Raw genomic sequence first — 25,413 nt, 5'->3', positions numbered from 1 at the left:
ATCCTGGGATCGGCAAGGTGCGTCAGAGGGTCCGCCCTCAGGGGAGCAACCACATCCGCTACACGGGGCGGGGTGCGGCCGGTGACGGGCACCGGCCAGAAGAGGATTAACGACGCAGCAGATAGAGGGCGGCGACGTTGCGGGCCGTGAGCTGCAGGTTGGTGGTGGCGGTTGCGATCGCCTCCGGCAGGGACATGGCCCGGTTGACCACGGCAAACACGGCGTCGATGCCATGGTCATGGACCACGCCGCAATCATCGGTGAGGCAGCCGGCGATGCCGATCACCGGCTTGCCGAACTGCTTGGCGCAGCGTGCGACACCGATTGGCGTCTTGCCGTGGATGGTCTGGCTGTCGATGCGCCCTTCCCCGGTGATGACCAGATCCGCATCGGCCACTTCATCGGCCAGCTTCAAGGCTTCGATGACGATCTGGATACCGGGCTTGAGCTCGGCGCCGAGCAGGCCGACCAGGGCGGCGCCCATGCCACCGGCGGCGCCCGCCCCCGGAATATCCTTCACCTGCCTGCCAAGGGCCTGCTCGATGCAGTCGGCGTAGCGGGCCAGATTGGCATCGAGCTGCGCCACCATCTCGGGGGTCGCCCCCTTCTGCGGGCCGAACACGGCGGAGGCGCCTTTCGGGCCGCAGAGCGGGTTGTTCACATCGCAGGCCACCTCGATGACCAGCTCGCTCAGGCGCGGATCCAGCCCGCTCAGGTCTATGGTGGTGAGCTCACCGAGACCCGCGCCCCCCAGGGCTATAGGGGTGCCATCTGCTTTCAAGAGCTTGCCGCCGAGCGCCTGGATCATGCCGGCACCGCCGTCGTTGGTGGCACTGCCGCCGATGCCGAGGATGAGGTGAGTGACCCCCATCTCCAGCGCCGCCAGGATCAGCTCGCCGGTGCCGAAGCTGGAGGTGAGCAGCGGATTGCGCTGCTCCGGTGCCACCAGATGGATACCTGAGGCCGCCGCCATCTCGATGACGGCACGCTGGCCATCCCCCAGCAGGCCGACGAAGCCCTGCACCTTGTTGCCGAGCGGTGCCGTCACCTCGACCGGCAGGATGCGGCCACCGGTGGCATCCACCAGGGACTGCACCGTGCCCTCGCCGCCATCGGCCATGGGCAACTTGACGTAGGTGGCATCCGGCAGCACCTGCTTGAAACCGGCCTCGATGGCATCGGCCACCGCCATGGCGCTCAGGCTCTCCTTGAATGAATCGGGGGCAATAACAATCTTCATATCAATTCCTTAGGCGAGGCCAAACACGCCAAACATCAGGGTGGAGACAGTTGCAATGGTCAGACCCACCGCGGTTTCGTACGGGATGAGCTTGAGGCGCTCACCCACCCCCATGTGGACGCTGCCACCGGTGGCGTGGAAGAAGGAGCCGTGGGGCATGTGGTCAAACACGGTGGCACCGGCGTGGATCATGGCGGCCCCCGCCAGACTGCTGATCCCCAGCTCGATCAGGGTGGAGCTGAACACGTTGGAGGCCACCACTGTCCCGGCCGTGGTCGAGGCGGTCGCCAGCGACATCAGGGCGCCGGAGATGGGGGCCAGCAGGTAGGAGGGCAGGCCGGAGGCGGTCAGGCCGCTGATCAGCACGTCCTTCAGGCCGGAGTTCGCGATGATGCCCGCCAGGGTACCCGTCCCCAGCAGCATGATGGCCACCGGCGCCATGCGGGCGAGACCGGAGACCGCAAACTGGTTCACCTTGCTGAACTTGCCCATCATCAGGGCGCCGACCAGGCCGCCGAGGGGCAGGGCGATGAGCGGATCCACGACTATGCCGGCCACCGGGCGCAGGGCCAGCAGCAGTATGGCGACCAGAGGGGCGCTGATGGCGGCGAAGAAGCCGGGCAGCTTGCCACCGTCAAAGTTCACCACTTCGTCGGCCGCGACCTTGCTGCCCCGCTTGTTGAGGCGCTTGGCCAGCCAGTAGGCCATCACCAGACCGAACAGACCCGGGATGATGCCGGCCGCCATCACAGAGGTGAGGGGCAGGTGGAAGGCGTCGGACGCGGCGATGGCGTTCGGGTTGGGGGACATGACGTTGCCCGCCTTGCCGCCCCCTATCATGGCCAGCAGGATGGCGGCCTTGGAGAGATCGGCGCGACGGGCGATGGCGAGCGCTATGGGGGCAACCGTGATGACGGCCACGTCCACGAAGACGCCGACCGCGGTCAGGATCAGGGTCGCCAGGGCCAGGGCCAGCAGGGCACGGGTCTCGCCGAGCTTGCGGACTATGGTCTCGGCTATGGTGGTAGCGGCACCCGATTCGATCAAGACACCCGCCAGCACACCGGCCGCCAGGATCCGCATCACGGCCGTGGTGATCCCCTGGGCGCCGCCGATCATCAGGGCGACGGTCTGGGTCAGGTCGGCGCCGCCGATCAGGCCACCGGCCAGGGCACCGACTATCATGCCGTAGGCGGGCGGCACCTTCTTCAGAATCAGGAAGATGGCGATGGAGAGCGCGGCGAGAGCGCCGAGCGCGGATACAGGGATCATGACGGGCACCTTTCAAATGAGTGAGTGGTGGCCATTATGGTGATCCCGACCCGGAATGCTTTGGCTGAAAAGCCAAAACTTGCACTTCATCAGCCTTTATTTTTGTTCATATGAACAAGTCAGCCGTCGAGATTGAGCCCGAGATAGAGCAGGAACTTGTCATCTAACTTGTTGAAATTCAAGCCTGTTATCTGTTCTATCCGGGTCAGCCGATAACGCAGGGTATTGGGGTGGATGAAGAGCGTTTCGGCACAGGGATGCAGATCACAATCCTGCAAGAAATATTGGCGCAGTGTCTTTTGCAGCGTTCCCTTTGCATCCTCCTTTGCCAGCTTGAGCAGGGGGGCCCGCAGCTGATCCGCCTGCCAGGAGTCCGCCAGGCTCCCGAGCAGCACAGGCAGGCGGTAATCCTCGAAGAAGTAGACCTGCTTGCGCGGCGCCTGGCTCATGCCTCGGCGCAGGGTGTCGCGGGCGGTCTGGTAGGAACGTGCCAATCCGCCCGTCCCGGCGAAGTAATCACCCACCCCTATGCGCACCTTGAAATGGGGAATGCGGGCCAGCAACTGCTTGATGCGGCTGCGCTCCTGCGCCGATTGCCAGACGCCGTCACTGAGCTGGGCCGGCTTGAGCACCACTATCTCGTCCAGGCCGTTGATGGCCACCAGGTTGTCCCGCTCCGGATTTTCCAGGAGGTGCACCAGCTCCCGCAGGCGGGCCGGATCCGCCTCCTCCAGCGCCAGCACGGCGACGACGCGAGGCTGGGCCAGATCGAGATCGAGGAAGCGGGCCGCCTGCTGCAGCTGATCGGCCCTCCCCTCGCCGCGAATGAGCTGCAGCACCAGCTCCTCCTTGTGGCGCTTGTCCCACTGCAACTGCTCGGTGAGCGCCGCCTGCTCCAGGATCAGCTCGGCGGTCATCCGCACCAGCTCGGCGTAAGCACGCACTTCTTCCGGATCCCCCGAGATGCCGATGACGCCGAGCAACTCCCCCTGATAGGCGATGGGCAGGTTGATGCCGGGCCTCACCCCCTTGAGCTGCTGGGCGGTTGCTTCGCTTATCTCCACCACCCGGTTCTCGGTCAGCGCCAGCACGGCCCCCTCGTGACGCTGATGGAGCCGCTCCGGGTTGCCGGAGGCGATGATGAGGCCCCGCTCGTCCATCACGTTGACCGAAAAAGAGAGGATCTTCATCGCCCGGCTCACAATCTGACGGGCAAGGGTGTCATTGAGCTGCATAACATCTCCGGATAGATAGCAGAGGATTGCCGGAGGCGATGATAAGGCTGCTTTCGTTTATTACCTTGACCGGGAACGACAGTATCTTCATCGCCCGGCTCGCTATCTGACGAGCAAGGGTGTCATTGAATCTCCGGATAGATAGCAGAGGGTTGCCGGAGGCGATGATAAGGCTGTTTTCGTTTATTACCTTGACCGGGAACGACAGTATCTTCATCGCCCGGCTCACAATCTGACGGGCAAGGGTGTCATTGAGCTGCATTGCCTCTCCATACCATTCGTTGACAGGCCCCCGGGTGGCCTGGATCCGGGGGACAGACCCGTTAAAGATCCCACATCATCAAGACAAGCGCGGGGGGGATCGCTAGAATAGGCCACTTTACGCTATCTGTGCCCCACCCGGGATCATGGAATCGGCGTCACGCCGTTCCGTGTTGTGGTGGCTCCACCCTTCCGATAGGGACTCCGCTATGGACTATGAATTTCGCCGCGACCCGTTCGGTGGCTATCGCGCCCGGTTCTCCATGGGCCATGAGGCCATAGGCCAGTGGCTGATCGATGAAGTTGGCAAGGATGAGGATACGCTCGACGAGCTCTTCTCCATCATCGACCAGCTCTCCAATCGAACCCGCACGGAGTACAGGCGTCACGGCGGTGACTATTCGCTGCTGCTCACCCCTGAGGAGGCCGAGGTGAAAGCCAACGTCCTCAATATCGAGCTGGATGAGGATCTCGACGATCTCGCCTACTACGATGATGAGCAGCTGGCCATGTGCGGACTGGAAGACTTTGCCCAGGTACTCGGCTCCTGGCGCGCCTTTATCCGCAACGAGGATATGGGCTGAATACCCACATTTCGGGCGAGCATGCCCCTTGCAACCCAACAGGATTGACTATGTCCATTTACGATTTTGATGACGAACTGCCGGAAGACGAAGAACAGGAATCCAGCCAGAAAGCCGCCGTGCCTGCCAAGAAGAAAGGCAAGCAGGTGATGAATACCCAGGTCAACCTGAGCCCGCGCGATGCCAGCCGCCTGAACGGCCTGCACGTCGAAGCCATCACCACCCTGGACGACGTCAGCCTGCCGAAGAACGTCATCTTCAAGGCCGGCCTCATCGCCCTGGGCGAACTGGAAGCGAGCAAGCGCGCCGACATCATAGCCCGCGTCATCGCCGAATCCGGCCGTTAATCTGGTCTGGGCCCCTTCACTCGGGCCACCACCTGTCCCCAAAGCCGGAGCCTAGCTCCGGCTTTTTATTGCCCAGGCCGGTCAGCGCTGTCGGCAAGAAGGTGCCCGCCTGGGCTCCGACCAGTCCATTGCGCCTTGTGCCAGAGGCGAAGGCTCGTTAAGGTGCGCCCCTTGCAACCCACAAGGAGACTCAATGTTACCACTCCCTGACACCCTCATCTGGCTCGCCCTGGGACTGGCCGTGCTGCTCTGCCTGGCCCGCCAGCAGCGGAGCGGCCTGATCCTGCTGGGGGTCGCCCTGCTGACCGCGATCTGGCTGGAGAGACTCGGCCCCGTCGCCGCGCTGGCCAGCCTCGCCGGTCTCTTGCTGGCCTGGCGCACACCCACCCTGCCTCAGCCCTGGCGTGGCGTCGCACTGACGCTGGTGCTGCTGTGGGCCCTGGCCCTGACGCTGCACCTGGTGCCGGGCTTTGACAACCTCAAGGTGCTGGATCGGGTGCAGGCCGGTCCCGCCAGCGTCCCCTTCACCCTCTACCTCAATCTGGACAAGCCGCTCATCTTCTTCGGCCTGCTGCTGGCCTGGCCCGCCCTGCTCGGCCCGGGCGGCGCGATACGCTGGCGACCGCTGGCCCTGCTCATGCTGCCGCTGGCGGCCCTGCTGATCGCCGCCTGGCAACTGGGGGCCCTCAAGCCCGAAGTGGGGCTGCCCCACTGGTGGTGGCTGTTCGCTCTCAACAACCTGCTGTTCACCTGCGTGGCGGAAGAGGCGCTGTTTCGCGGCCTCATCCAGCAAGGGGTGGCGAGCCGAAGCAAGCCCTGGCTCGGCCTCCTGGTCGCCAGCCTGCTGTTCGGGGCCGCCCACCTGGCCGGTGGTCCTCTGCTGGTGCTGTTTGCCGCCCTGGCGGGGGCCTGTTACGGCCTGGCCTTCCTGCTGAGCGGGCGCCTGAGCGTCGCCATACTGCTGCACTTTCTGTTCAACTTCGCCCACCTGGCCCTGTTCACCTACCCGCTGGCCAGCCGCTAACTGCGGAGGCAGGCTCTCGCCGGATAAAAAAATGCCCCGAACCTGTGGGTTCGGGGCATTTTCATCGCATCCGGACAGCTAGTCGACGTAGAAGGTCTGCTGGAAGGTCAGCGTCTGCTGCTGCCCCTCCCCCATGATCTTCAGGGTGAACTGGTAGGTGTCCTCGTTCCGGTAGGGCAGCACCGCCAGGTAGTAAATGGAGTCCCCCTCCTTCACCTCCTGGAAGCTCAGGGTACGTATGGTGCCGGTAAGGTTCTTGGCCTCGCCGCTGATGCCCACCGCCTGAGCCACCCCTTGCTTGTTCTGCACCGCAATGTTGACGACGCCGTTGTAGCGGCTGCGCTCCAGGCCATAGGCCTTGGCCACCTCAGGGGTGAGGAAGCTGGAGTTGAAGGCGCTGTAGTGAACCTGCCAGGGGCCCAGCTCCTTCATCTGCTCGGCCCGCACCGGCAGCGTCATCAAGAGCGCCAGCAGGCAGCTCATCCAGACTGTTTTCATGATGTCATCCTTTTCCTGTTCCACTCTCCAGCAGGGCGGCGATCTCGGCGGGGATCTGTCTTGGTGCCTCTATGGCGACCGTCTTGTGCCGACCGAGCTCCCCCCGCACTATCCTGACCTGCCCCTTGGCCACCTTGCACTGCTTGGCCAGATACTTGATCAGATGGCTGTTCGCCTGGCCATCCACCGGCGGCGCCGTGATGGCCACTTTCAGTTCGTCCCCGTGCAAGCCGACGATCTGATCCCGGCTCGCCTTGGGCTGGATCATCAGGTGCAGTATCAGCGCGTCCCCTTCCAGCAGGACGGCTGGCATCAGATCATCCACCACAGCTGACCGAACAGATCCCCCAACAGATAGTTTATGGCCTGCAGCGCGATGAAGGCGACCAGTACGGAGAGATCCAGGCCACCCAGCGCCGGCAGTATGCGGCGGATAGGGGCCAGGAAGGGTTCGGTCAGCTGATGCATCACGTACTCGATGGGATTGCGGCCCTGGCTGACCCAACTCAGGATGGCGCGGATCAGCAGCACCCAGAAGATCATGGAGCCCGTCTTCTTCAGCACAGTGAGCAGGGCAAACAGGCTGAGGGTCAGCCAGTCGGTCAGCAGCACGTTCATGCTCTTGAGCAGCGCCAGCTTGGCGAAGGCGATGATGAGCGCCAGCAGCACCGAGGCCATGTCCAGCCCGCCGAAGCCGGGGATGATGCGGCGCAGCGGGATCACCAGGGGGTTGGTCACCTTGACCACCATCTGGCTCATGGGGTTGTAGAAATCGGCGCGGGCCCACTGCAACCAGACGCGCAGCAGCACCACCATGAGGTAGAGATCAAAAATCGTGTTAATCAAAAAGTAAGCCGTGTTCATCCGGGCTCCTTGCTACAAAAGGTTCAGAAAAGGGTTTCCATCTCGGCGGCCCGGGTGACGGCCGCCTGCATGGCACGAGCGGTCAGTGGCTTCAGCCCCTGCTCCTGGAATGTCCTGACGGCCTCGGCCGTGGTGCCGCCCTTGCTGGTGACCTGCTCGCGCAGGGTCTGCAGGGTGAGCTCGGGGTTCTGCTCCACCATGGCGGCGGCGCCAAGGGCGGTCTGCTGCACCAGCAGACGGGCCTGCTCGGGAGTGAAGCCCATGGCCTCCGCCTCCTCGGCAATCCCCTGCATGAACAGGAAGAAGTAGGCCGGGGCGCTGCCCGCCGCGGCGATGACGCCGTTGATGCCGCTCTCCTGCGCGACCCAGAGGGTCTTGCCGACGGCCTGCATCATCTGTTCGGCAAAGTCGCGATCCGCCTGTTCTATGCCGCTCGGGGCATAGAGGCCCGTCATCCCCAATCCCAGCAGGGAGGGGGTATTGGGCATGGTGCGGATGATGCGGTCGTGGCCCCCCGCCATCTCCTGCAACCGCTCGACCTTGATGCCGGCGGCGATGGAGACGAGCAGCTTGCCCTCAAGGGAGCCCAGCTCGGCCACCAGCGCCTCCAGCATGGCCGCCATCAGCTGGGGCTTGACCGCCAGCACTATGACCTCGGCCTCACGGGCCGCCTCGGCGTTGCTCTGGGTGATGCGAATGCCGAACTGGTCAGCCAGCGCGTCCAGCTTTGGGCGGCTGGGGTTGGCGGCAGTGATCCGCCCGGCCGGATAACCGGCCTGGATCAGACCGGCAATGATGCTGCGGCTCATGTTGCCCGCCCCGATGAAGGCGATGGTTCTCTTATGCTGCATCTTGCACTCCTGCTGATGAAATGACTGCGGAGCCCTGCGTGCTCGCCCCGATTAAGGCGAGGGTTCTATGTTGCATCACACACTCCTGTTATTGGCTTCCAATACGGCGGTGTGCCCGCGCCGGCGAAGGCGAGGAGAGGCGGCACCGCGTGCTTCTGTTCATGAATAATCACGGGCACCGAAGATGGCAGTGCCGACCCGGACCATGGTGCTGCCATGGGCGACGGCGGCCTCGAGATCCTCGGTCATGCCCATCGAAAGGGTGTCGACGCTCGGGTATTGTTGCGCAAGCTCGGTGAACAGAGCCTGCATGCGTAGCATCTGCGCGGCCAGCACCGCCTCGTCGCTGGTGTGCTCCGGGATGGCCATCAGGCCACGCAGCACCAGTCGCTCGCTCTGGGCAACCAGGGCGGCCAGCCGGAAAATCTCTTGCTCCGACGTACCGGATTTGCTGCTCTCTCCGCTAATATTGATTTGCAGACAGACATTTAGCGGTGCCAACCCGGCTGGACGCTGGTTGTTGAGGCGCTCGATGAGTTTGTCACGATCGACGCTTTGCACCCAATCGAATCGCTCCGCCACCAGCCTGGATTTGTTCGATTGCAGCGGGCCGATAAAGTGCCACTCTATGTCTTGGCAGGCGGCCTGCTCACGCAGGGCATCAATCTTGAGCGCGGCCTCCTGGGCATAGGATTCGCCAAAGCGGCGCTGACCGGCGGCATAGGCGGCCTGGATGTCTTCAAGCGGCTTGGTCTTGCTGACCGCAAGCAACTGGATATGATCGGCGCCACGGCCAACTCGCCGTGCAGCCTCTACAATACGTTCCTTTACCTGAAGCAGGTGCTGGGCAATCTGGCTCATATTTCGTTCGTGATCTTGTGATGGGAGAATAACAAATCTATGGATATCACAGAGTTATTGGCTTTCAGTGTAAAGCATAAGGCCTCGGATCTACACCTCTCGGCCGGGGTTCCCCCGATGATCAGGGTTGATGGGGAGGTTCGCAAGATCAATTTGCCCGCCCTGGATCACCGTGAAGTACACGCCCTCATCTACGACATCATGAACGACCACCAGCGCAAGGAGCTGGAGGAGAATTTCGAGGTGGACTTCTCCTTCGAGGTGCCCGGCATGGCGCGCTTCCGGGTCAACGCCTTCCAGCAGGCACGGGGCTCTGGCGCCGTGTTCCGTACCATACCGAGCACAGTCCTGACTCTGGAAGATCTGGAGGCGCCGGAGATGTTTCGCAAGATAGCGGAATTTCCCCGCGGCCTGGTGCTGGTCACGGGCCCGACCGGTTCGGGCAAGTCCACCACCCTGGCGGCCATGGTCGATTACATCAATGACAACTTCCACCACCACATCCTCACCATCGAGGATCCCATCGAGTTCGTGCACGAGAACAAGCGCTGCCTGGTGAACCAGCGCGAGGTGCATCGCGATACCAAGAGTTTCGCCAACGCCCTGCGCTCGGCTCTGCGTGAAGACCCGGACATCATACTGGTGGGGGAAATGCGCGATCTGGAGACCATACGCCTGGCCATGACGGCGGCGGAGACGGGCCATCTGGTGTTCGGCACCCTGCACACCTCGTCGGCGGCCAAGACCATAGACCGTATCATCGACGTCTTCCCCGGCTCGGAGAAGGACATGGTGCGCTCCATGCTCTCCGAGTCCCTGCGGGCCGTCATCTCCCAGACCCTGCTCAAGCGGATCGGCGGCGGCCGGGTGGCGGCCCACGAGATCATGCTGGGGATCCCGGCGGTGCGAAACCTGATCCGGGAAGACAAGGTCGCCCAGCTCTACTCCGTCATCCAGACCGGGATGACCCACGGCATGCAGACCATGGATCAGAGCCTCAAGCAGCTCGTCAACCGGGGCGTGGTTGCCGCCCTGGACGCCAGGGCCAAGGCGGCCGATCCCAACAGCATTTAAGATGCTTTCACACCCAAGGAGACACTATGCACATGGATGTTCTGCTCGCTGCACTGGTTGAACAAAAGGGCTCGGATCTCTTCATCACGGTCGATGCCCCTCCCACCCTCAAGGTCAACGGGCGCCTGGTGCCACTCGAGGGGGGGCCGCTGGACAAGCAGGCGGCGCTGGCCCTGGTCAGGGAGAGCCTGGACGAGGCGCACTTCGAGCGCTACCTGCATAGCCGGGAGGCAAACTATGCCATCCACCGCGAGGGGTTGGGGCGATTTCGGGTCAGCGCCTTCTGGCAGCAGGATATGCCGGGCATGGTGCTGCGCCGTATCGAGACCCGCATTCCCACCTTCGAGGAGCTGGTGTTGCCCCCCATACTGCAGGAGGTCGCCATGGCCAAGCGCGGCCTGGTGCTGTTCGTCGGCGCCACGGGCGCCGGCAAGTCCACCACCCAGGCGGCCATGATCGGCTACCGCAACCAGCACGGCGATGGCCACATACTGACGGTGGAGGATCCGGTGGAGTTCGTCCACCAGCATGGTCGCTGCCTGGTGACCCAGCGGGAGGTCGGCATCGATACCGAATCCTTCGACGTGGCCCTCAAGAACTCCATGCGCCAGGCGCCGGACGTCATCCTCATCGGCGAGATCCGCAACCAGGAGACCATGGAGCTGGCCATCCAGTTTGCCGAGACGGGCCACCTCTGCCTCGCCACCCTGCACGCCAACAATGCCAACCAGGCGCTGGATCGCATCCTCCACTTGGTGCCAGAGGCGAAACACCGCCAGTTCCTGTTCGATCTCTCCTTCAACCTGCGCGCCATAGTGGCGCAGCAGCTAATGCCTTGCACCGATGGCAGCCACCGGGTCGCCGCCTTCGAGATACTGCTCAACACCCCGCTCATCACCGACATAGTCCGCAAGGGCGAGATGCACAGGCTCAAGGAGGTGATGACCAAATCGGGCGAGCTCGGCATGCAGACCTTCGATCAGGCGCTGTTCACCCTGTTCTGCGCCGGCCAAATTGGCTACAGTGAGGCCCTTGCCCATGCCGACTCCGCCAACGACCTGCGACTGCTGATCAAGCTGTCGGGTCGCGAGCAGCTGGGTGCAGGCACACTCGACAACGTGACCCTGGATGAATGAGGGGCGTGCGTCACCGCTAGTAAAGGACAGTTATGCTGATTGTGGTTTCCCCGGCCAAGACGCTGGATTACGAGTCGCCGCTGGTGACCTCCCGTTTCACCCTGCCCGAGCTGCTGGATCACTCCGCCCAGCTGATCCACAGGGCGAGGCAGCTGACCCCGGATCAGATCGCCAGCCTGATGAAGATCAGCGACAAGCTGGCGGGACTCAACGCCGCCCGCTTTGCCCAGTGGCAGCCGGACTTCACCCCGAGCAATGCCCGCCAGGCGCTGCTGGCCTTCAAGGGGGACGTCTACACCGGCCTGGCCGTGGAGGATTTCAGCGAGGCCGACCTCGATTTTGCCCAGGCGCACCTGCGCATGCTCTCCGGCCTCTACGGGGTGTTGCGACCGCTGGATCTGATGATGCCCTATCGGCTGGAGATGGGGATCCGCCTCGACAACGAGCGCGGCAAGGATCTCTACCAGTTCTGGGGTGACATCATCACCGAGCACCTGAACAAGGCGCTGGCCGTGCAGGGCAGCGAGGTGCTGATCAATCTGGCCTCCGACGAATACTTCAAGTCGGTTCGCCCAAAGGCCCTGAAGGGCCGCATAGTGACGCCGGTGTTCAAGGACGAGAAGAACGGCCAGTTCAAGATCATCAGCTTCTACGCCAAGAAGGCCCGCGGCATGATGGCTCGCCACATCATCAAGCACAGGCTGACCGAGGTGACCCAGCTGACCGGGTTCAATGAGGCTGGCTACTATTTCGTGCCACAAGAGTCCGACCATCGCACCCTGATGTTCAAGCGCGCTGAAAATTAATTACAAATGGAGGGAACCAAGTTCGGGATCCCCGGGTCTGAACCTATGAATCCTCTGTTGTAAGCACTTTTTGTTGGCCGACGTTCATGCGTCGGCTTTTTTCTGCGCGCTTCTCACCACATCGGCACAGGCCCGGGTGACAGGCAGCAAAACGGCCATCCGAGGATGGCCGTTGCAGCGTCGATGGGCATTACTTCTTTTTCTTCTTGGCGCTCTTCTTCTTGCCATCCTTCGGCTTTTTCTTCTTCACCGGCACCCGCGCCTCCTTGTGTCTCGGACGCAGCTCCTCGATCACCCGGCGCTTGAGACGCTCCTCGGTGTAGCGCTCTATCTTGGCCACCATGGCCATGTCGTGGGCTTCCACCAGGCTGATGGCGCAGCCACGGTTACCGGCACGGCCGGTCCGGCCGATACGGTGCACGTAGACGTCGGTGCCGTAGGGCATGTCGTAGTTGATGACGTGGCTGACGTTGGGCAGGTCGATGCCACGGGCGGCCACGTCGGTGGCGATGAGGAAGGGCACCTCCCCTTCATGGAACTTGCGGATCGATTCAATACGCTTGCTCTGCTCCATCTCGCCACGGATCCAAGCACAGGGGACGCCGGCGGCCTGCAACTGACCGGAGAGCTCCGCCAGCCGCTCGCGGGTCTTGACGAAGACGATGGCCTTCTGGGTCTGGGGATCCTTCAGAATGTGGATCAGCAGCGCCAGCTTGTGGGCGGCATCATCGGCCAGGTGCACCCACTGGGTGATGGGGCGGCGCTCGCTGCGGGGCGGCTCGGCATGCAGCTCCACCGGATCGTTGAGGATTTCGCTCGCGAACTTCTCGAGACCGGCCCCTTCCAGGGTGGCGGAGAAGAGCATGGTGTGCTTGCGGTAGCGGGCCTCTGCCACGATGCGGTTCACATCCTTGATGAAGCCCATGTCCAGCATGCGGTCCGCTTCATCCAGCACCAGCACCTCGATGTCGTGGCTCTCGAACTCTTCCTTCTCTATGTACTCCAGCAGGCGACCCGGGGTGGCCACGACTATGTCGGTGGTCTTGGTCAGGGCCGGCAACTGCTCTTCATGGCTGACGCCGCCGATGATGGTCTCGATGCTGAGATGGGTATGCACCGCCAGCGCCCTGGCATGGGCACTGACCTGCAGCGCCAGCTCGCGGGTCGGGGTCAGGATCAGCATGCGGCACGGGCCCGGCTTGCGACGCGGGAAGTCCAGCAGGTGCTGCATGGCGGGCAGCAGGAAGGCGGCTGTCTTGCCGGTACCGGTCGGAGCGGATGCCAGAATATCGCGGCCGTCCAGGGCTGGCTCCAGCACCATCTGCTGAATGGTGGTGGGGCGGGTGAAACCCATCTCGGCCAAGGCCCGGTTGAGGGCTGGATTCAGGTCGAAATCATCAAAGGACTGGCTCATGGCAATACTCGGTCATTAAGGAAACGGCAGATTATAGGCGATTATGCCGCCGGCTCCTATGGCGACTGTGGCTTAGCCGCTATAATCGCCGACCATTTTCGCCATGGCAGACGAGCAACGAGGGTCAGATGGGGCGTAGCAGCGGTTTTACCTTCAAACAATTTCACATCGACCATGACCGCTGTGCCATGAAGGTGGGCACAGACGGCATACTGCTGGGAGCCTGGACGCCGGTCGACAACGCCCGCCGGATCCTCGACATCGGCACCGGCACCGGCCTCATCGCCCTGATGCTGGCCCAGCGCAGCACGAACGACTGCCGGATCGACGGGGTGGAACTGGATAAGGATGCAGCCGAGCAGGCCAGGGACAACGTGGCGGCCTCCCCCTGGGCCGCCCGGGTCAGCATCATAGAGAGCGCCATTCAGGATTATCGGGCGGCGCCTTACGATCTCATCGTCTCCAACCCGCCCTATTTCGTTGCAGGTCAGGTATTTAGCGATCCGGCCAGGGCGCTCGCCCGGCACACTGGCGCGCTCGATCCCCATTCGCTGCTGGCGGCAAGCCGTCGTCTGCTGAGTCAGGATGGGCGGCTGGCGCTGGTGCTGCCCACCGCCATGGCAGATGAAATTTTATGCATCTCGGCAGATTATGATCTGTACAGCCTTTGTTATACAGCTGTTATCACCAGGGAGGGGAAAGAGGCAAATCGCGTTTTATTGCTACTTGGCAGAGGATTAAGCAGGTGCGAGCAGGGTGAAATTGTGATCCATTCTACTGCCGGAGGCTATTCCGACAGATACATCCAACTAACCCACCCCTTCTATTTGAAGATGTAAATTTCGCCTTGAACTATTTTTTCACATCATTATGCTGACTAGCAAACGAGCGCCCGCTCAAGACCAGCTCAAACCACTGGTGGCGATGAAAAAAGCAGCGGGGCTCCTTTTTTTTACCCCTGAACAACGCCGGTCACTGACCAATAAAAAACTATAACAAGCAATAGTTTACAAGACAGACGAGGTTGAACTTGACGAAATCACTCACATTGTCCGATGTACTCGGATTGGGCTTCATGACCTTCGCCTTCTATCTGGGCGCAGGCAACATCATCTTCCCGCCCCTGGCCGGTTACATGGCGGGTGAGCACCTCTCCCTGGCCATGCTGGGCTTCCTGGTGACCGCTGTGGGTCTGCCCCTCATCACCATTCTCGCCGTCGCCAAGGCTGGCAACGGCTGGGCCGGCATGACCAAGTTGCTGCCCACAGGCGTCGCCACCGCGCTGGCCGTCGCCATCTACATCATCATAGGCCCGGCCTTCGCCGCCCCCCGTACCGGCCTGGTGGCCTACGAGATGGGCCTCAAGCCCTTCCTCGGTGACATGGGTCAATCCGGCCTGGCCGCCTACACAGTGGTCTTCTTTGGCGTGGCCATTCTGGTCTCCCTCAATCAGGGCAAGCTGATGGATGCCATCGGCAAATTCCTGACCCCGGTGCTGATGCTGCTGCTGCTGACCCTGGCCGTCGGCGTCTTCGTCGCACCGCAGGGCACCATGCCCGCCGCGTCCGGCGACTATCAGAACAGCCCCCTGGTGAAAGGGATCCTGGAAGGCTACAACACCATGGATACCCTGGCGTCCCTGATGTTTGGCGCCCTGATCGTCGATCTGCTGCGCAAGAAAGGCATCCACGATTACCAGAGCCAGTTCAAGTACCTGGCCATCGCCGGCATCATCTCCGCCATCGGCCTGTCCGTGGTCTATGTCTCCCTGTTCCAGCTGGGCAACACCGCAGCCGGTGTCGCCACCGACGTCAGCAATGGCGGCGCCATCGTCAACGCCTATGTGCTGAGCCTGTTCGGCCAGCCGGGTCAGTTTATCCTGGCAGCCATCATCACCCTGGCCTGCTTCACCACAGCCGTGGGCCTGATCTCCGCCTGCTCCGACTTCTTCCACAACCTCACCGGCGTGAGCTACCAGAAGCTGGTTCTGCTGCTGGGGGTCGTCTGCGCCGTGGTGGCCAACGTCGGTCTGAGCCAGCTCATCAGCCTCTCCATCCCGGTGCTGGTCGCCATCTATCCGGTGGCCGTGGCCCTGGTGCTGGTCACCTTCCTGAAGGGTTACTTCGGGCGTCCCCGCCTGGTGTTCCGCTCCGTGCTGCTGGTTGCCTTCCTGTTCGGCTGCCTGGACGGTCTGGGTGCTGCCGGCATGAAGATGGATGCATTCGCCTTCCTGCCGCTGTTTGACAAGGGCCTGGCCTGGTTGCTGCCCACCCTGCTGGCCTGCGGCCTGGGCACCCTGGTGCGCGGTGGTGACAAGCTGGCCGCCGAAGCCGCCTGATCCTCATCCCGACGACATGAAAAAGAGGCCAGCTTTCGCTGGCCTCTTTCATTTGTGCAACGGGTGCATGGCAAATCGGGTTAGTGCTCAGAGCACGGATGCCGGCCTGGGTTTGCCGGCCAGCCCGTACCAGTGGCTCTCGACCTGGCCGGCATGCCAGCGCAGGGTGCCCCAGGGCTGCTCACTCTGCCAGCGCGGGAAGTTGATCTGCACGCTGTTGTCTTCGTACTTGTAGAGGGAGGTGCTGATCTGGATATCCGACAGGATAAGCAGCACGACTCCCCCGATGACAGTCCATTTCAGCATCGTCCACATGGCGGTTACTCGAAGCAGATCTCTATGGTGGCACGGCCGTACTCGGAATCGAACGGCATCATGATCTTGGCACCGTCAGCCCTGTGGGTGATGGTGTGGTTGGGACCGGAGACTATGATGGGGGTCGCCATGTCGAACTCATAGCCCTTCTCCCCCAGCATGCGCTTGGCGCCGCCGGTCACCATGTTGGTGATCTCGCCCACCATGTCGGTCACCTCTTCGTTGATGGTGGCCGGTGCCTCCCCCAGCATGCGGCGCATGATCTCCAGCGCCAGCCCCTTCTCGAAGCTGATGGAGAGCGACCCTCGGGTCTGCGGACCCACCATGCCGATGAGGCCGGAGACATCCCCCCGCGCCAGCTCGTCCGTCTTGCGCTTGGGTGCGCCGGGTTTGAGCTCCAGCTGTGCCATGGTGGAGAGCACATTGAGCAGGGAGAGCAGGAACGGGTTTACAAAATCAGCCTTCATCTTCACTTCCTACTGTGTCAGAGCAACGAGCACATTGACCATGGGCCTCTATGGTCTTGTTGGTAATAGTAAAACCATGCTGGCGAGCCTGCTCGGAAAAGGCGCTGTCGATGGCGGGATCGTGCAGCTCCACCACCTCCTTGCAGCGATCGCAGATCAGCAGCTGCATGGGATGGGCATGGTCGAAGTGGCAGCAGAAGATGAAGGCGTTGAGCGACTCCACCTTGTGGGCGAACCCCTGCTCGAGCAGAAAATCGAGTGCCCGGTAGACGGTGGGGGGTTTGGCATGTGCCTCGGTCTGCTGCAACTGGGCCAGCAGATCGTAGGCGCTGATGGCATTGCCATGGGCGGCAAGCAGCCGGAACACCTGGCGCCGGGTCGGGGTGAAACGGATCCCCCGCTGGTCGCAGAGACGTTCCGCTCGTTGTAGAAGTAGGTCTTGATTCATGTTCACGCAGATACCCTGTCAATTAGCCGGATACTATCACAGGGCCCCCTGTGCGCGGCGACAAAATTCATTTTCTGAGGCTGTCTCACCTTGTGGTAGAATCCGGCCCCTTATTTTGCCAACCCGGATGATTTTTATGCAGGCGCAGCGCTTCTCCATCGCCCCCATGCTGGACTGGACCGATCGGCATTGCCGTTATTTCCACCGTCTGATGACCCGCCAGACCCTGCTCTATACCGAGATGGTGACCACGGGCGCCATCATCCACGGCAAAGGGGATTATCTGGGTTACAGCGAGCAGGAACATCCCCTCGCCCTGCAGCTGGGTGGCAGCAACCCGGCGGACCTGGCCCGTTGTGCCAGGCTGGCCGAGGAGCGCGGCTATGACGAGATCAACCTCAACGTGGGTTGCCCGTCGGATCGCGTCCAGAACGGCCGTTTCGGCGCCTGCCTGATGGGAGAGCCCGCCCTGGTGGCCGACTGCATCAAGGCGATGCGCGATGTGGTGGGCATTCCGGTGACGGTGAAGACCCGCATCGGCATCGATGAACAGGACTCCTACGAATTCTTGCAGGCCTTCATCGAGCAGGTGCGCGATGCCGGTTGCGAGACCTTCATCGTCCACGCCCGCAAGGCCTGGCTGAGCGGCCTGAGCCCCCGGGAGAACCGCGAGATCCCGCCGCTCGACTACCCGCGCGTCTACCGGGTCAAGCAGGACTATCCCGAGCTGACCATCGCCATCAACGGCGGGGTCAACTCCCTCGAGCAGACCCTGGAGCACCTGCAGCAGGTGGACGGAGTCATGATGGGGCGCGAGGCGTACCAGAACCCCTACATCCTGGCCGAGGTCGACAACCGGGTATTCGGTCTGGGGGGCGAGGTGCCGAGCCGCCACGAGGTGGTGCGCATGATGCTGCCCTACATGGAGCAGGAGCTGGCCAAGGGCAACTACCTCTCCCACATGACCCGCCACATGCTGGGCCTGTTCCAGAACATGCAGGGGGCCCGAGCCTGGCGCCGTCACCTGAGCGAAAATGCCTGCAAACTCGGGGCCGGCATCCAGGTGGTGCTGGACGCCATGGCCAAGGTGCCGGAATTCGCCAGCGCCGAGTCGGTGGAGTAAGCATGTATCGCTTCACCGGTTCCTGGCTGCACAAGGCGCTGGTTCGCCTCTGTGCCGGCATGCTGGCCATCCTCGGCCTCAAGCTCAGCGCCTTCTATCTGCTCGGGCTACTGATAGTGCTCGGTCTGCACAGGGAGCAGTTGCTCGGCTGAGCCCGCCAGCCACTCAGGCAAGAAAAAGCCGGAACAGCGATGTTCCGGCTTTTTTATCTGGATGATGGCGCCCGTTCACTCCTCCGGTGCCACAAACTGCAATTCCGGAGGGGAGGAGGTCAGCACGTCGGCGCAGTAATCCCAGGTCGAGATGCGATAGTGCTGCAAGTCCTCGTCTAGGTGCAGGCCATCGGACTCCTGATGGAACCAGCTGGCGAAACGGGACGGCGTGATCAGCTGGATCTGCTCCTCGATGACGTGGCTGTCCCGCCCTTCCGCCAGATCGCAATCCTCCATCACCCTCACGGCGAAGATATGGCGGAAACTGACCCGGCACAGCGGCTGCGGCGGCAGGTCTATGCTGCGGGCGCGCCCCAACACGACCGTCAGATTGTCACTCCAGATATCCTGATGCAGTTCGGCCACAACCAGGCCGGGGGGAAGTTGGCGGGAGGGTGCCCAGGGCACGGCCACCTGCCGGATGGCATTCTTCTGTTCCATATCCACCTCACTACAGCGCATGCCATATCCTGAGTGTATCTGAAACAAATTTTAACGAAGATGGCAAGAAAAAACCCGGCAATAGCCGGGTTTCATTTGATTACTTTACGCGATTACTTGACGGCGTCTTTCAGCGCCTTGCCTGCCACAAAGGACGGCACATTGGCGGCTGCAATCTGGATCTCTTTACCAGTTTGCGGGTTACGACCGGTGCGGCCCGCGCGATGGTTGACCTTGAAGGTACCAAAACCCACCAACTGAACGGCATCGCCCTCTTTCAGGCTCTGGGTAATACCATTGATGATCTCTTCCAGAGCAACTTTGGCCTGAGCTTTGCTCAGGTCTGCTTTGGCGGCAATTGCATCGACAAGTTGAGCTTTGTTCATAACATTTCCTTTATGATCGGGCATTTAGCACCGGGCCACTCTATTCAAAAAAAAACACTCAGGCAAAGGCTTTATCAGCCGGATTGGCTTGAATGCTGGGGTTTTCATCAAGATCTGCGGAAATAGTCACATATCTCGCCCCTGCGTCCTCCTGACAAGCGACGCGGGACCAGAAACCGACGGAGACTTGTATGCAAACCCCCGCCTGATGTAACAATATCCCCACACTCCTATTGACGGTCAACAGGATTTTCCCTAGTTATAGGAGTGTCGTCAGTCGCTGAGAATGACCGAAGGCCTGCAGCCATCGCGCTTCATGCCATGCCCATGGAGGGACTATGTTAACTGAACTGGAACAAACCAAGCGCGCGTTGGCAGGCAAGCACAGGGCTATCGATGACTGGCTGGATGCCAGGCAGGCATTGCTGGTCGAGTACATGCGACTGGCCGGGCTCATGCCCACCAAGTCCAAGCAACGCTCCCTTCCCGGTCATGTCGAACTGCAACGCTTCTGCGAGCAACTGGTCGACTACGTCAGCGCCGGTCATTTCGAGATCTACAACCACGTGGTCACCGCCTTCGAGCAAGCCAGCGGTGACAAGCTGGAACTGGCCAAACGCATCTATCCCCATATCCGTGCCTGCACCGAGTTTGCCCTGGAATTCAACGACAAATACAGCAATGCCGACGAGGCCCAGCTGTTGCAGCTCGATGAGGATCTGAATCAGCTGGGTCCCGTGCTGGAGGACAGGTTCAAGCAGGAAGACAGGCTGGTCAAGGCGCTTCAGGTGGTCGAATCCCTCAGCCGCCAGCAGGTCTGATGTTCAATATTGGAGCCAGTTCAACATCCTGATGCGCCGGCTACATTACACTCTGGGGCATGGATGGTTAGCACTGTGCTCCCACGCAGACCGGAGATGAACATGGCCGAGCGCCGCCACTTTACCCGAATCTTCTATTTGACCGCCGCCAAGCTGACCCAGGGGGTGCGCCAGTGGCGTACCCAGCTGGTGGATGTCTCCCTGCAGGGAGCCCTGCTGCTCAGGCCCGAGGATTGGGTCGGCAGCGACGACAAGGAGTACGAGATCTGCTTCATGCTGGGCGGCAGTGACATCGAGATCAAGATGCAGGTCGAACTGACCCACGAGGCCAGCAAGAAGCTGGGGTTCTACTGCCACCACATCGACATCGACAGCGCCACCCACCTCAAGCGGATGATGGAGCTGAACATAGGTGAAGAGCAGTTGCTGTATCGCGAGCTGGAGCAGTTGCTGCAAGAGCACAGGGAGCACAACCCCCCCTCCTGACCCGCCAGCAATGAAGAAGGAGCCTGACTGGCTCCTTCTTGTTTCTCTTTTCGGTGGTTACAGCGCCTCGAGGGCATCGGACAGCTTCTTCACCGGCACCACTTCCATCCCCTCGATGGGGTGCTTGGGGGCGTTGGCATGAGGCACTATGGCGCGGCGGAAACCGTGCTTGGCCGCCTCCTGCAACCGCTCCTGGCCGGAGGGCACGGGCCGGATCTCCCCAGACAGCCCCACCTCGCCGAACACCACCAGATCCTTGGGCAGGGGCTGATCCCGGAAGCTGGAGACCATGGCCAGCAGCAGCGCCAGATCCGCACTGGTCTCCTCGACCTTGACCCCGCCGACCACGTTGATGAAGACGTCCTGATCCGCCATCTGCAAGCCGCCGTGACGGTGCAGCACCGCCAGCAGCATGGCGAGACGGTTGTGATCCATGCCCACCGCCACCCGCCGCGGATTGGAGACCTGGGAGTAGTCCACCAGCGCCTGCAACTCCACCAGCAGGGGGCGCGTCCCCTCCCAGATCACCATGACGATGGAGCCGGGGGCCTGCTCCTCGCCGCGACTCAGGAAGATGGCGGAGGGGTTGCTCACCTCCTTCATCCCCTGCCCCGTCATGGCGAAGACGCCAAGCTCGTTGACCGCGCCGAAGCGGTTCTTGTGGGAGCGCAGGGTCCGAAAACGCGAGTCGTGGGCACCGTCCAGCAGCACGGAGCAGTCGACGCAGTGCTCCAGCACCTTGGGGCCGGCCAGGGTGCCGTCCTTGGTGACATGGCCCACCATGAAGATGGCGACATGGTTCTGCTTGGCGTAGCGGGTGAGCAGGGCCGCGGATTCGCGCACTTGGGAGACGGAGCCGGGGGATGACTGCACATCCGCCACATGCATCACCTGGATGGAGTCGATGACCATGATCTGCGGCTGTTCCTGCTGGGCAATGATGCAGATCTGCTCCACGCTGGTCTCCGACAGCATGCGCAGCTTGTCGGTGGGCAAGCCCAGCCGACCGGCCCGCATCGCCACCTGTTGCAGGGACTCCTCCCCGGTCACGTAGAGGGTCTTCATCCGCTGGGCCAGGCCGCACATGGTCTGCAGCAGCAGGGTCGATTTGCCCGCCCCCGGGTTGCCGCCGATGAGGATGGCCGAGCCCGGCACCACACCGCCGCCGAGCACCCGATCCAGCTCCTTGAAGCCCGAACTGAAGCGGGGGATCTCGGTGGTCGCCACTTCGGCCAGGGTCTGCACCTGGCTGCCGACGGCGCCGGCATAACCTGTGTAGCGGGCACTCTTGCCGGGGGTAGCGACGCCCAGCCGGACCTCGGTGATGGTGTTCCACTCCTTGCACTCGCTGCACTGACCTTGCCAGCGGGTGAAGTCGGCGCCACATTCGGAACAAACATAGGCGGTTTTGTTTTTGGCCATGGATAACTCGGGGACAGGATGAATTCCTGCTTGATATACTGGTTTGCGACCGGCAGATCAAACCCAGAATCGGAAAAGTGACTTTCCGCGGCAGGAATACATGGATTCAGAACAACCACTCCACCTGATAGAACAACTTGTCCCCCTGCTCCGGGAAAAGGACTTCGACGAGATCTTCAACCGCCTGACCCAGAACGAGAATACCAACGGCCGTTCCCTGCTGAAGATGGAACTCAAACGCAAGTGCACCCCCTGTCGGCGGGTGATCGACATGCGCAACGAGCTGGGGGCCCTCTGCCAGGTGCACGAGTTCGAAGGGGTGACCCACTTCATGCCCGCCGAGGCCGTCGAGCAGTTCCAGTCCCAGTGCTACCTCTACCGGGACAGCTACACCCTCGGGGTCTACGAGGCGCTGCAAGCCTGGTACAGGCTCAATCAGGGGCGCAGCGAGAGCCTCTCCCTGCCCGCCAGCCCGTTCAGCCCCTTCGACGTCAACGCCATCCCCTTCGCCAGCCACTACGGCCGACAGGAGGAGCGGATGCACTTCAGCTCCCCCATGGTGCTCAAGCTGGCGAGCGGGGAGAAGCTGCAGGCCAAGAGTTCGGACATCTCTCTGGGCGGGATCCGGGCCTCGGTCCCCCATCTGCCCGACTACCAGACCGGCGATCACATCGAGGTCTTCTTCACCGGCCTGGAGCGCGAACACCCCCACCCCCTGCTGCGTGGCTCGATCAGCTACCAGCTCCTGGGAGAGGAGCAGAAAGAGGGGAAATTCTGGCTGCGGCTGGTTCGATGCGGCGAGCACCCCGCCTTCGACGAGTTCCTGCGTGACTTCATCGAGCGCAACCGCAGCCGCTATCGGGTCAGTGTCGACTACCTGCTGTCGGCCGCCATCATCAAGGGATACGAACAGTTCTACCTGCCGCGCATGACCGGCATGCCGCTCTACTTCGGCAAGGGCGACGCCCCTGGTCTCGAGATCGCCCTGCGCACCGAGAACAACCAGCACATCCTCGAGTACTGGCGTGACGCCAAGAACCGCGACATGCTCGCCAGCCTCTTCACGGCGGCGCGCATGCCCTCCCTGTTGCCCGCCAAAGGGGGGCTGCGCGAGACCCTGATCTACAGCTTCACCCACTCGGTGCGCAGTCACCTCTACTTCTTCTCCGCCACCCGCGAAGAGTTGCAGCAGAGCGGCCTGACCGCCCTCTTCTTCCAGGTCGGTGCCCGTCGTCCCAGCTGGCGCGTCTACAAGTTCAGCCTGGAGGCCTGCGCCCTGCATGAGGCCGACCTCGACAGCCAGCGGGGAGAGTCGCATCAGCTGCAGGACATGCTGCTGCGCGAACGCCTCGCCCAGATAGGCTATGTCGGCCTGCTGCAGGAGATAGGGCTGGACCACCAGCGCAGCGAATTCCACTACGACAACCAGCAGCCCAACGCCAACGCCTTGCAACGCTTCGGCCACGACACCCAGGCCGCCCCCTTCGAGATAGAGACGCTGCACTATGTGCAACTGCGCAAGGAGGCCCGCTACGTCCACAAGACGGCGATAGTGCTCAGGCACAAGGATCGCGCCTGGATCGGCTGGACCCGAGACATCTCGGCCCATGGCATGCAGATCGAGCTGGAGGAGGCATTCGAGGGGGAGAAGGGGGAGACGGTCACCGTCGCCCTGCCCAGGTTGCAGGAGCTCGCCAAGACCATGGACTTGCAGCGCCTGCCCTATCGGCTGGTCAGCCTCAATTTGAGCCGTACCGTGCTGCATCTGTGCATCGAAGGCACGGCGCAGCGCCACATCGGCCATCAGTTCTTCAGCCTGCTGATAGAGAGCAACCAGAACAAGCTCAAGACCACCCGGGAGCACAAGCGCTACCGCGGCATGGCACGGGCGCTGCGCAACCTCTATACCCACCACCTGTTCAACTCGCCGGTCTATGTCAACAAGCTCAAGGCGGCCGCAAGGCCTGCCGCAGTGGGCATGGCCCCCCGACCGCGCAGTCTCTCCGGCCTGCTGCAGGCCTGCGCCGGGCAGGAGAAGCAGCTGAACCTCTACCCTCTGTTCCAGGGGGCCCTGCTCAAGACAGTGCTGCTCAACCCATTGCGCACCCTGGCGCGGGAAGACAAGCCGGAGGAAGAGGAGGTCTACATCGCCAGCCTGCACTCCCGGGGCGGCGCCCCCCTGTTTCGCAGCCACCTGGCCAGCAGCTTTTCCTCGCCGGAGGCGAAGCGCCGCTTCATCGAGCTGGCCCTGCAGCAGGGCGAGTTCTACTCGGTGCTGGTCGGTATCTCCCGCACCGGTCGCCCCGACACCAGCTTCATCGCGGGTGAGCTGGACTACATCGCCAAGTTCGCCATTCACAAGGCCAAGCAGCTGGAGGAGGAGCTGTGGAGCGTGGTGGGAGTCGGTGAGCTGACCGATACCACAGAGGCCACCCTGTTCCGGCTCGGCATCAAGCCCCCGGCGAAATAGCCCGGAAGAGGCCGACCCCAGGTGCCCTCACCCGTCAGGTGTCGGCATCAGGGGCGGGAGGCGGGCAGATGGCTGCCCGTTTCAGCGGGCGCTCAGGCCGCCTGGGGGTTGAGCAGCCAGGCGAGGATCTCGGGGAAGTGATCCTCCTGGGCCTGGGGCGCCGTCAGCATATTGATGTGATCGTAATCGAGCCGGTTGCCGTTATCCCGGCCGAGGCGGGTATGGCGGGTCGCCGACCCCATCTCGGCGCTGAAGCGACGCACGTCTGTGGGGTGACCCAGCACCTTGTCCGCCTTGGCCGAGATCATCCAGAGCGGCGGCCAGCTCACCCTGGCGGCGGCCTCGTCATAGGCAAAGCCGTCGTGGGGATCCTGCCAGGGCCCGCATTTCACCCAGGGAATGGTCTCCTGCAGGTAACGCAAGGGCTCATCATCGGCCCCTATCTTCAACTTGCGGGCAGCCAGAAAACCCTGGCGGCGCGCCAGCCAGGGCGCCAGCCGGTTCCAGATCAGGTCCACCTTCAGCCAGCGCTCGGGGTTCTGCACCGAGACCCCCCGCTTGGTGCCGAAGAACACCAGGCTCGCTATCTGATCCGCCAGCTCGGGGAAGCGCACCAGGGTCGAGGCCATGATGACCCCGCCCCAGGAGTGGGCCATCCAGTGCACCCTGGCCGCGGGATGGCGCGCCGCCACCCAGTGCTGCAGCGCGGGCAGATCCTCGGTGATCAGCTCATGCTGGCCGTGACCGGCCCGCTCGGCGATGGCCGGCGTGCTCTGACCCCGGCCGCGCAGGTCGGCCACGTACACCTGATAACCATGCCGCGCCAGAAAACAGGCCAGCCCCTTGCCGGATTCGGTGTAGAAGATGCGCCCGTTCTCGATGGCGCCGTGCACCATCAGGATGGGGTCGGCATGGATGGCGACACCGGGCTGGATATGGCGCACATGGAGCCGATGTTCGCCACAGGGGACAAACAGGGATTGTTGCAACAGTTCCATCTTGTTCTCTGCTCCTCCT

29 protein-coding genes and 1 pseudogene are annotated in these 25,413 nt (G+C 62.5%); 13 read left to right on the top strand and 17 right to left on the bottom strand.

Annotated features, from left to right (window positions below):
* Positions 1-106 precede the first annotated feature (106 nt).
* From AC3WR3_RS06770 to AC3WR3_RS06755, 4 genes and pseudogenes are all read right to left on the bottom strand, one after another.
* A complete protein-coding gene (locus AC3WR3_RS06770; RefSeq protein WP_342059348.1) occupies positions 107-1,240 on the bottom strand; it encodes a glycerate kinase in 1,134 nt (377 codons plus the stop codon).
* A 9-nt stretch (positions 1,241-1,249) separates the two neighbouring features.
* Positions 1,250-2,512 carry a GntP family permease gene (locus tag AC3WR3_RS06765; protein ID WP_025325674.1) on the bottom strand — a complete coding sequence of 421 codons (1,263 nt, stop codon included), beginning with the start codon at positions 2,510-2,512 and terminating at the stop codon, positions 1,250-1,252.
* A gap of 119 nt (positions 2,513-2,631) precedes the next feature.
* Positions 2,632-3,747, bottom strand: coding sequence for a sugar diacid recognition domain-containing protein (locus tag AC3WR3_RS06760; protein ID WP_429109973.1), 1,116 nt, complete (start codon positions 3,745-3,747; stop codon positions 2,632-2,634).
* A 144-nt stretch (positions 3,748-3,891) separates the two neighbouring features.
* Positions 3,892-4,009, bottom strand: a pseudogene (locus AC3WR3_RS06755) (sugar diacid recognition domain-containing protein); the annotation flags it as partial.
* A 208-nt stretch (positions 4,010-4,217) separates the two neighbouring features.
* Between AC3WR3_RS06755 and AC3WR3_RS06750 the strand changes: the two are divergent.
* The 3 genes from AC3WR3_RS06750 to AC3WR3_RS06740 all read left to right on the top strand — a co-directional run bounded on the left by AC3WR3_RS06750 (position 4,218) and on the right by AC3WR3_RS06740 (position 5,963).
* Positions 4,218-4,592 (top strand): YacL family protein, encoded by a 375-nt coding sequence (locus AC3WR3_RS06750; RefSeq protein WP_139436877.1) that lies wholly within the window; start codon positions 4,218-4,220, stop codon positions 4,590-4,592.
* A gap of 50 nt (positions 4,593-4,642) precedes the next feature.
* Complete coding sequence (locus AC3WR3_RS06745; protein WP_025325671.1) at positions 4,643-4,939, top strand: hypothetical protein; 297 nt, start codon at positions 4,643-4,645, stop codon at positions 4,937-4,939.
* Positions 4,940-5,132: 193 nt separating this feature from the next.
* Positions 5,133-5,963 carry a CPBP family intramembrane glutamic endopeptidase gene (locus AC3WR3_RS06740; RefSeq protein WP_342059350.1) on the top strand — a complete coding sequence of 277 codons (831 nt, stop codon included), beginning with the start codon at positions 5,133-5,135 and terminating at the stop codon, positions 5,961-5,963.
* A 78-nt stretch (positions 5,964-6,041) separates the two neighbouring features.
* On the opposite strand, the gene AC3WR3_RS06735 is transcribed toward AC3WR3_RS06740, so the two are convergent.
* The 5 genes from AC3WR3_RS06735 to AC3WR3_RS06715 all read right to left on the bottom strand — a co-directional run bounded on the left by AC3WR3_RS06735 (position 6,042) and on the right by AC3WR3_RS06715 (position 9,037).
* Positions 6,042-6,461 carry a DUF4426 domain-containing protein gene (locus AC3WR3_RS06735; protein WP_202047427.1) on the bottom strand — a complete coding sequence of 140 codons (420 nt, stop codon included), beginning with the start codon at positions 6,459-6,461 and terminating at the stop codon, positions 6,042-6,044.
* 4 nt (positions 6,462-6,465) lie between these two features.
* A complete protein-coding gene (gene yggU, locus AC3WR3_RS06730; protein ID WP_247627273.1) occupies positions 6,466-6,774 on the bottom strand; it encodes a DUF167 family protein YggU in 309 nt (102 codons plus the stop codon).
* Positions 6,774-7,325, bottom strand: a complete 552-nt coding sequence (locus tag AC3WR3_RS06725) for a YggT family protein (protein WP_202047429.1) — start codon at positions 7,323-7,325, stop codon at positions 6,774-6,776. Before AC3WR3_RS06725 ends, yggU begins: the two co-directional genes overlap by 1 nt.
* 23 nt (positions 7,326-7,348) lie before the next feature.
* Positions 7,349-8,176 carry a pyrroline-5-carboxylate reductase gene (gene proC / locus AC3WR3_RS06720; RefSeq protein WP_342059351.1) on the bottom strand — a complete coding sequence of 276 codons (828 nt, stop codon included), beginning with the start codon at positions 8,174-8,176 and terminating at the stop codon, positions 7,349-7,351.
* Positions 8,177-8,335: 159 nt separating this feature from the next.
* Complete coding sequence (locus AC3WR3_RS06715; RefSeq protein WP_342059352.1) at positions 8,336-9,037, bottom strand: YggS family pyridoxal phosphate-dependent enzyme; 702 nt, start codon at positions 9,035-9,037, stop codon at positions 8,336-8,338.
* 39 nt (positions 9,038-9,076) lie between these two features.
* On the opposite strand from AC3WR3_RS06715, the gene tapT reads away from it, so the two are divergent.
* The 3 genes from tapT to yaaA are packed head-to-tail and all read left to right on the top strand — an operon-like array spanning position 9,077 to position 12,053.
* Positions 9,077-10,111 (top strand): type IVa pilus ATPase TapT, encoded by a 1,035-nt coding sequence (gene tapT, locus AC3WR3_RS06710; protein WP_202047432.1) that lies wholly within the window; start codon positions 9,077-9,079, stop codon positions 10,109-10,111.
* A gap of 26 nt (positions 10,112-10,137) precedes the next feature.
* Positions 10,138-11,247, top strand: a complete 1,110-nt coding sequence (locus AC3WR3_RS06705) for a PilT/PilU family type 4a pilus ATPase (protein ID WP_429109966.1) — start codon at positions 10,138-10,140, stop codon at positions 11,245-11,247.
* A 32-nt stretch (positions 11,248-11,279) separates the two neighbouring features.
* Positions 11,280-12,053: a peroxide stress protein YaaA gene (gene yaaA / locus AC3WR3_RS06700; protein ID WP_492291489.1), complete on the top strand. Its 774-nt coding sequence runs from the start codon at positions 11,280-11,282 to the stop codon at positions 12,051-12,053.
* Positions 12,054-12,243: 190 nt separating this feature from the next.
* Here yaaA and srmB read toward each other — a convergent pair whose 3' ends face one another.
* Positions 12,244-13,467: an ATP-dependent RNA helicase SrmB gene (gene srmB, locus AC3WR3_RS06695; protein WP_342059355.1), complete on the bottom strand. Its 1,224-nt coding sequence runs from the start codon at positions 13,465-13,467 to the stop codon at positions 12,244-12,246.
* Positions 13,468-13,595: 128 nt separating this feature from the next.
* On the opposite strand from srmB, the gene AC3WR3_RS06690 reads away from it, so the two are divergent.
* Positions 13,596-14,306 carry a tRNA1(Val) (adenine(37)-N6)-methyltransferase gene (locus AC3WR3_RS06690; RefSeq protein WP_492291488.1) on the top strand — a complete coding sequence of 237 codons (711 nt, stop codon included), beginning with the start codon at positions 13,596-13,598 and terminating at the stop codon, positions 14,304-14,306.
* Between the two features lie 236 nt (positions 14,307-14,542).
* Entirely contained in the window at positions 14,543-15,805 is a 1,263-nt protein-coding gene (brnQ, locus tag AC3WR3_RS06685; RefSeq protein WP_492291529.1) for a branched-chain amino acid transport system II carrier protein, read from the top strand.
* 87 nt (positions 15,806-15,892) lie between these two features.
* Here brnQ and AC3WR3_RS06680 read toward each other — a convergent pair whose 3' ends face one another.
* The 3 genes from AC3WR3_RS06680 to zur are packed head-to-tail and all read right to left on the bottom strand — an operon-like array spanning position 15,893 to position 17,035.
* Entirely contained in the window at positions 15,893-16,120 is a 228-nt protein-coding gene (locus AC3WR3_RS06680) for a hypothetical protein (RefSeq protein WP_454008942.1), read from the bottom strand.
* A 5-nt stretch (positions 16,121-16,125) separates the two neighbouring features.
* A complete protein-coding gene (locus tag AC3WR3_RS06675; RefSeq protein ID WP_025325657.1) occupies positions 16,126-16,587 on the bottom strand; it encodes a chemotaxis protein CheX in 462 nt (153 codons plus the stop codon).
* Positions 16,577-17,035, bottom strand: a complete 459-nt coding sequence (gene zur, locus AC3WR3_RS06670) for a zinc uptake transcriptional repressor Zur (protein ID WP_139436890.1) — start codon at positions 17,033-17,035, stop codon at positions 16,577-16,579. Before zur ends, AC3WR3_RS06675 begins: the two co-directional genes overlap by 11 nt.
* Positions 17,036-17,171: 136 nt before the next feature.
* Between zur and dusA the strand changes: the two genes are divergently transcribed.
* Together dusA and AC3WR3_RS06660 are read left to right on the top strand one after the other, a co-directional pair.
* Positions 17,172-18,158 (top strand): tRNA dihydrouridine(20/20a) synthase DusA, encoded by a 987-nt coding sequence (gene dusA, locus AC3WR3_RS06665; RefSeq protein WP_492291487.1) that lies wholly within the window; start codon positions 17,172-17,174, stop codon positions 18,156-18,158.
* 2 nt (positions 18,159-18,160) lie between these two features.
* Positions 18,161-18,310, top strand: coding sequence for a hypothetical protein (locus tag AC3WR3_RS06660; RefSeq protein ID WP_492291486.1), 150 nt, complete (start codon positions 18,161-18,163; stop codon positions 18,308-18,310).
* Positions 18,311-18,385: 75 nt separating this feature from the next.
* Here the strand turns inward: AC3WR3_RS06660 and AC3WR3_RS06655 are convergent, their stop codons facing one another.
* Entirely contained in the window at positions 18,386-18,811 is a 426-nt protein-coding gene (locus tag AC3WR3_RS06655) for a hypothetical protein (protein WP_265435336.1), read from the bottom strand.
* A 113-nt stretch (positions 18,812-18,924) separates the two neighbouring features.
* A complete protein-coding gene (gene hupA, locus AC3WR3_RS06650) occupies positions 18,925-19,197 on the bottom strand; it encodes a nucleoid-associated protein HU-alpha (protein ID WP_005305063.1) in 273 nt (90 codons plus the stop codon).
* A 338-nt stretch (positions 19,198-19,535) separates the two neighbouring features.
* Here hupA and rsd point away from each other — a divergent pair, with 338 nt between their 5' ends.
* Complete coding sequence (gene rsd / locus AC3WR3_RS06645) at positions 19,536-20,018, top strand: sigma D regulator (RefSeq protein WP_139436892.1); 483 nt, start codon at positions 19,536-19,538, stop codon at positions 20,016-20,018.
* Between the two features lie 102 nt (positions 20,019-20,120).
* Complete coding sequence (locus AC3WR3_RS06640) at positions 20,121-20,504, top strand: PilZ domain-containing protein (protein ID WP_025325652.1); 384 nt, start codon at positions 20,121-20,123, stop codon at positions 20,502-20,504.
* A gap of 57 nt (positions 20,505-20,561) precedes the next feature.
* Here AC3WR3_RS06640 and radA read toward each other — a convergent pair whose 3' ends face one another.
* Positions 20,562-21,926 carry a DNA repair protein RadA gene (gene radA / locus AC3WR3_RS06635; protein ID WP_139436893.1) on the bottom strand — a complete coding sequence of 455 codons (1,365 nt, stop codon included), beginning with the start codon at positions 21,924-21,926 and terminating at the stop codon, positions 20,562-20,564.
* 100 nt (positions 21,927-22,026) lie between these two features.
* On the opposite strand from radA, the gene AC3WR3_RS06630 reads away from it, so the two are divergent.
* Complete coding sequence (locus AC3WR3_RS06630) at positions 22,027-24,396, top strand: PilZ domain-containing protein (protein WP_492291485.1); 2,370 nt, start codon at positions 22,027-22,029, stop codon at positions 24,394-24,396.
* 92 nt (positions 24,397-24,488) lie between these two features.
* Here the strand turns inward: AC3WR3_RS06630 and AC3WR3_RS06625 are convergent, their stop codons facing one another.
* The gene (locus AC3WR3_RS06625; protein ID WP_265435339.1) at positions 24,489-25,394 is read right to left on the bottom strand and encodes an alpha/beta hydrolase family protein; all 906 of its coding nucleotides are present in this window, start codon (positions 25,392-25,394) and stop codon (positions 24,489-24,491) included.
* Between the last annotated feature and the right edge of the window lie 19 nt (positions 25,395-25,413).

This window comes from Aeromonas sp. EU05-FHT14A05, assembly GCF_058791175.1.
Note: the sequence above shows the minus strand (reverse complement) of the source record. Positions and strands in the feature narration are given on the sequence as shown.

Bases quoted from the DNA above. Each gene is read 5' to 3' on its own strand.
- AC3WR3_RS06770 (WP_342059348.1), bottom strand. From the start codon at position 1,240: ATGAAGATTGTTATTGCCCCCGATTCATTCAAGGAGAGCCTGAGCGCC.
- AC3WR3_RS06765 (WP_025325674.1), bottom strand. From the start codon at position 2,512: ATGATCCCTGTATCCGCGCTCGGCGCTCTCGCCGCGCTCTCCATCGCC.
- AC3WR3_RS06760 (WP_429109973.1), bottom strand. From the start codon at position 3,747: ATGCAGCTCAATGACACCCTTGCCCGTCAGATTGTGAGCCGGGCGATG.
- AC3WR3_RS06750 (WP_139436877.1), top strand. From the start codon at position 4,218: ATGGACTATGAATTTCGCCGCGACCCGTTCGGTGGCTATCGCGCCCGG.
- AC3WR3_RS06745 (WP_025325671.1), top strand. From the start codon at position 4,643: ATGTCCATTTACGATTTTGATGACGAACTGCCGGAAGACGAAGAACAG.
- AC3WR3_RS06740 (WP_342059350.1), top strand. From the start codon at position 5,133: ATGTTACCACTCCCTGACACCCTCATCTGGCTCGCCCTGGGACTGGCC.
- AC3WR3_RS06735 (WP_202047427.1), bottom strand. From the start codon at position 6,461: ATGAAAACAGTCTGGATGAGCTGCCTGCTGGCGCTCTTGATGACGCTG.
- yggU (WP_247627273.1), bottom strand. From the start codon at position 6,774: ATGCCAGCCGTCCTGCTGGAAGGGGACGCGCTGATACTGCACCTGATG.
- AC3WR3_RS06725 (WP_202047429.1), bottom strand. From the start codon at position 7,325: ATGAACACGGCTTACTTTTTGATTAACACGATTTTTGATCTCTACCTC.
- proC (WP_342059351.1), bottom strand. From the start codon at position 8,176: ATGCAGCATAAGAGAACCATCGCCTTCATCGGGGCGGGCAACATGAGC.
- AC3WR3_RS06715 (WP_342059352.1), bottom strand. From the start codon at position 9,037: ATGAGCCAGATTGCCCAGCACCTGCTTCAGGTAAAGGAACGTATTGTA.
- tapT (WP_202047432.1), top strand. From the start codon at position 9,077: ATGGATATCACAGAGTTATTGGCTTTCAGTGTAAAGCATAAGGCCTCG.
- AC3WR3_RS06705 (WP_429109966.1), top strand. From the start codon at position 10,138: ATGCACATGGATGTTCTGCTCGCTGCACTGGTTGAACAAAAGGGCTCG.
- yaaA (WP_492291489.1), top strand. From the start codon at position 11,280: ATGCTGATTGTGGTTTCCCCGGCCAAGACGCTGGATTACGAGTCGCCG.
- srmB (WP_342059355.1), bottom strand. From the start codon at position 13,467: ATGAGCCAGTCCTTTGATGATTTCGACCTGAATCCAGCCCTCAACCGG.
- AC3WR3_RS06690 (WP_492291488.1), top strand. From the start codon at position 13,596: ATGGGGCGTAGCAGCGGTTTTACCTTCAAACAATTTCACATCGACCAT.
- brnQ (WP_492291529.1), top strand. From the start codon at position 14,543: ATGACCTTCGCCTTCTATCTGGGCGCAGGCAACATCATCTTCCCGCCC.
- AC3WR3_RS06680 (WP_454008942.1), bottom strand. From the start codon at position 16,120: ATGTGGACGATGCTGAAATGGACTGTCATCGGGGGAGTCGTGCTGCTT.
- AC3WR3_RS06675 (WP_025325657.1), bottom strand. From the start codon at position 16,587: ATGAAGGCTGATTTTGTAAACCCGTTCCTGCTCTCCCTGCTCAATGTG.
- zur (WP_139436890.1), bottom strand. From the start codon at position 17,035: ATGAATCAAGACCTACTTCTACAACGAGCGGAACGTCTCTGCGACCAG.
- dusA (WP_492291487.1), top strand. From the start codon at position 17,172: ATGCAGGCGCAGCGCTTCTCCATCGCCCCCATGCTGGACTGGACCGAT.
- AC3WR3_RS06660 (WP_492291486.1), top strand. From the start codon at position 18,161: ATGTATCGCTTCACCGGTTCCTGGCTGCACAAGGCGCTGGTTCGCCTC.
- AC3WR3_RS06655 (WP_265435336.1), bottom strand. From the start codon at position 18,811: ATGGAACAGAAGAATGCCATCCGGCAGGTGGCCGTGCCCTGGGCACCC.
- hupA (WP_005305063.1), bottom strand. From the start codon at position 19,197: ATGAACAAAGCTCAACTTGTCGATGCAATTGCCGCCAAAGCAGACCTG.
- rsd (WP_139436892.1), top strand. From the start codon at position 19,536: ATGTTAACTGAACTGGAACAAACCAAGCGCGCGTTGGCAGGCAAGCAC.
- AC3WR3_RS06640 (WP_025325652.1), top strand. From the start codon at position 20,121: ATGGCCGAGCGCCGCCACTTTACCCGAATCTTCTATTTGACCGCCGCC.
- radA (WP_139436893.1), bottom strand. From the start codon at position 21,926: ATGGCCAAAAACAAAACCGCCTATGTTTGTTCCGAATGTGGCGCCGAC.
- AC3WR3_RS06630 (WP_492291485.1), top strand. From the start codon at position 22,027: ATGGATTCAGAACAACCACTCCACCTGATAGAACAACTTGTCCCCCTG.
- AC3WR3_RS06625 (WP_265435339.1), bottom strand. From the start codon at position 25,394: ATGGAACTGTTGCAACAATCCCTGTTTGTCCCCTGTGGCGAACATCGG.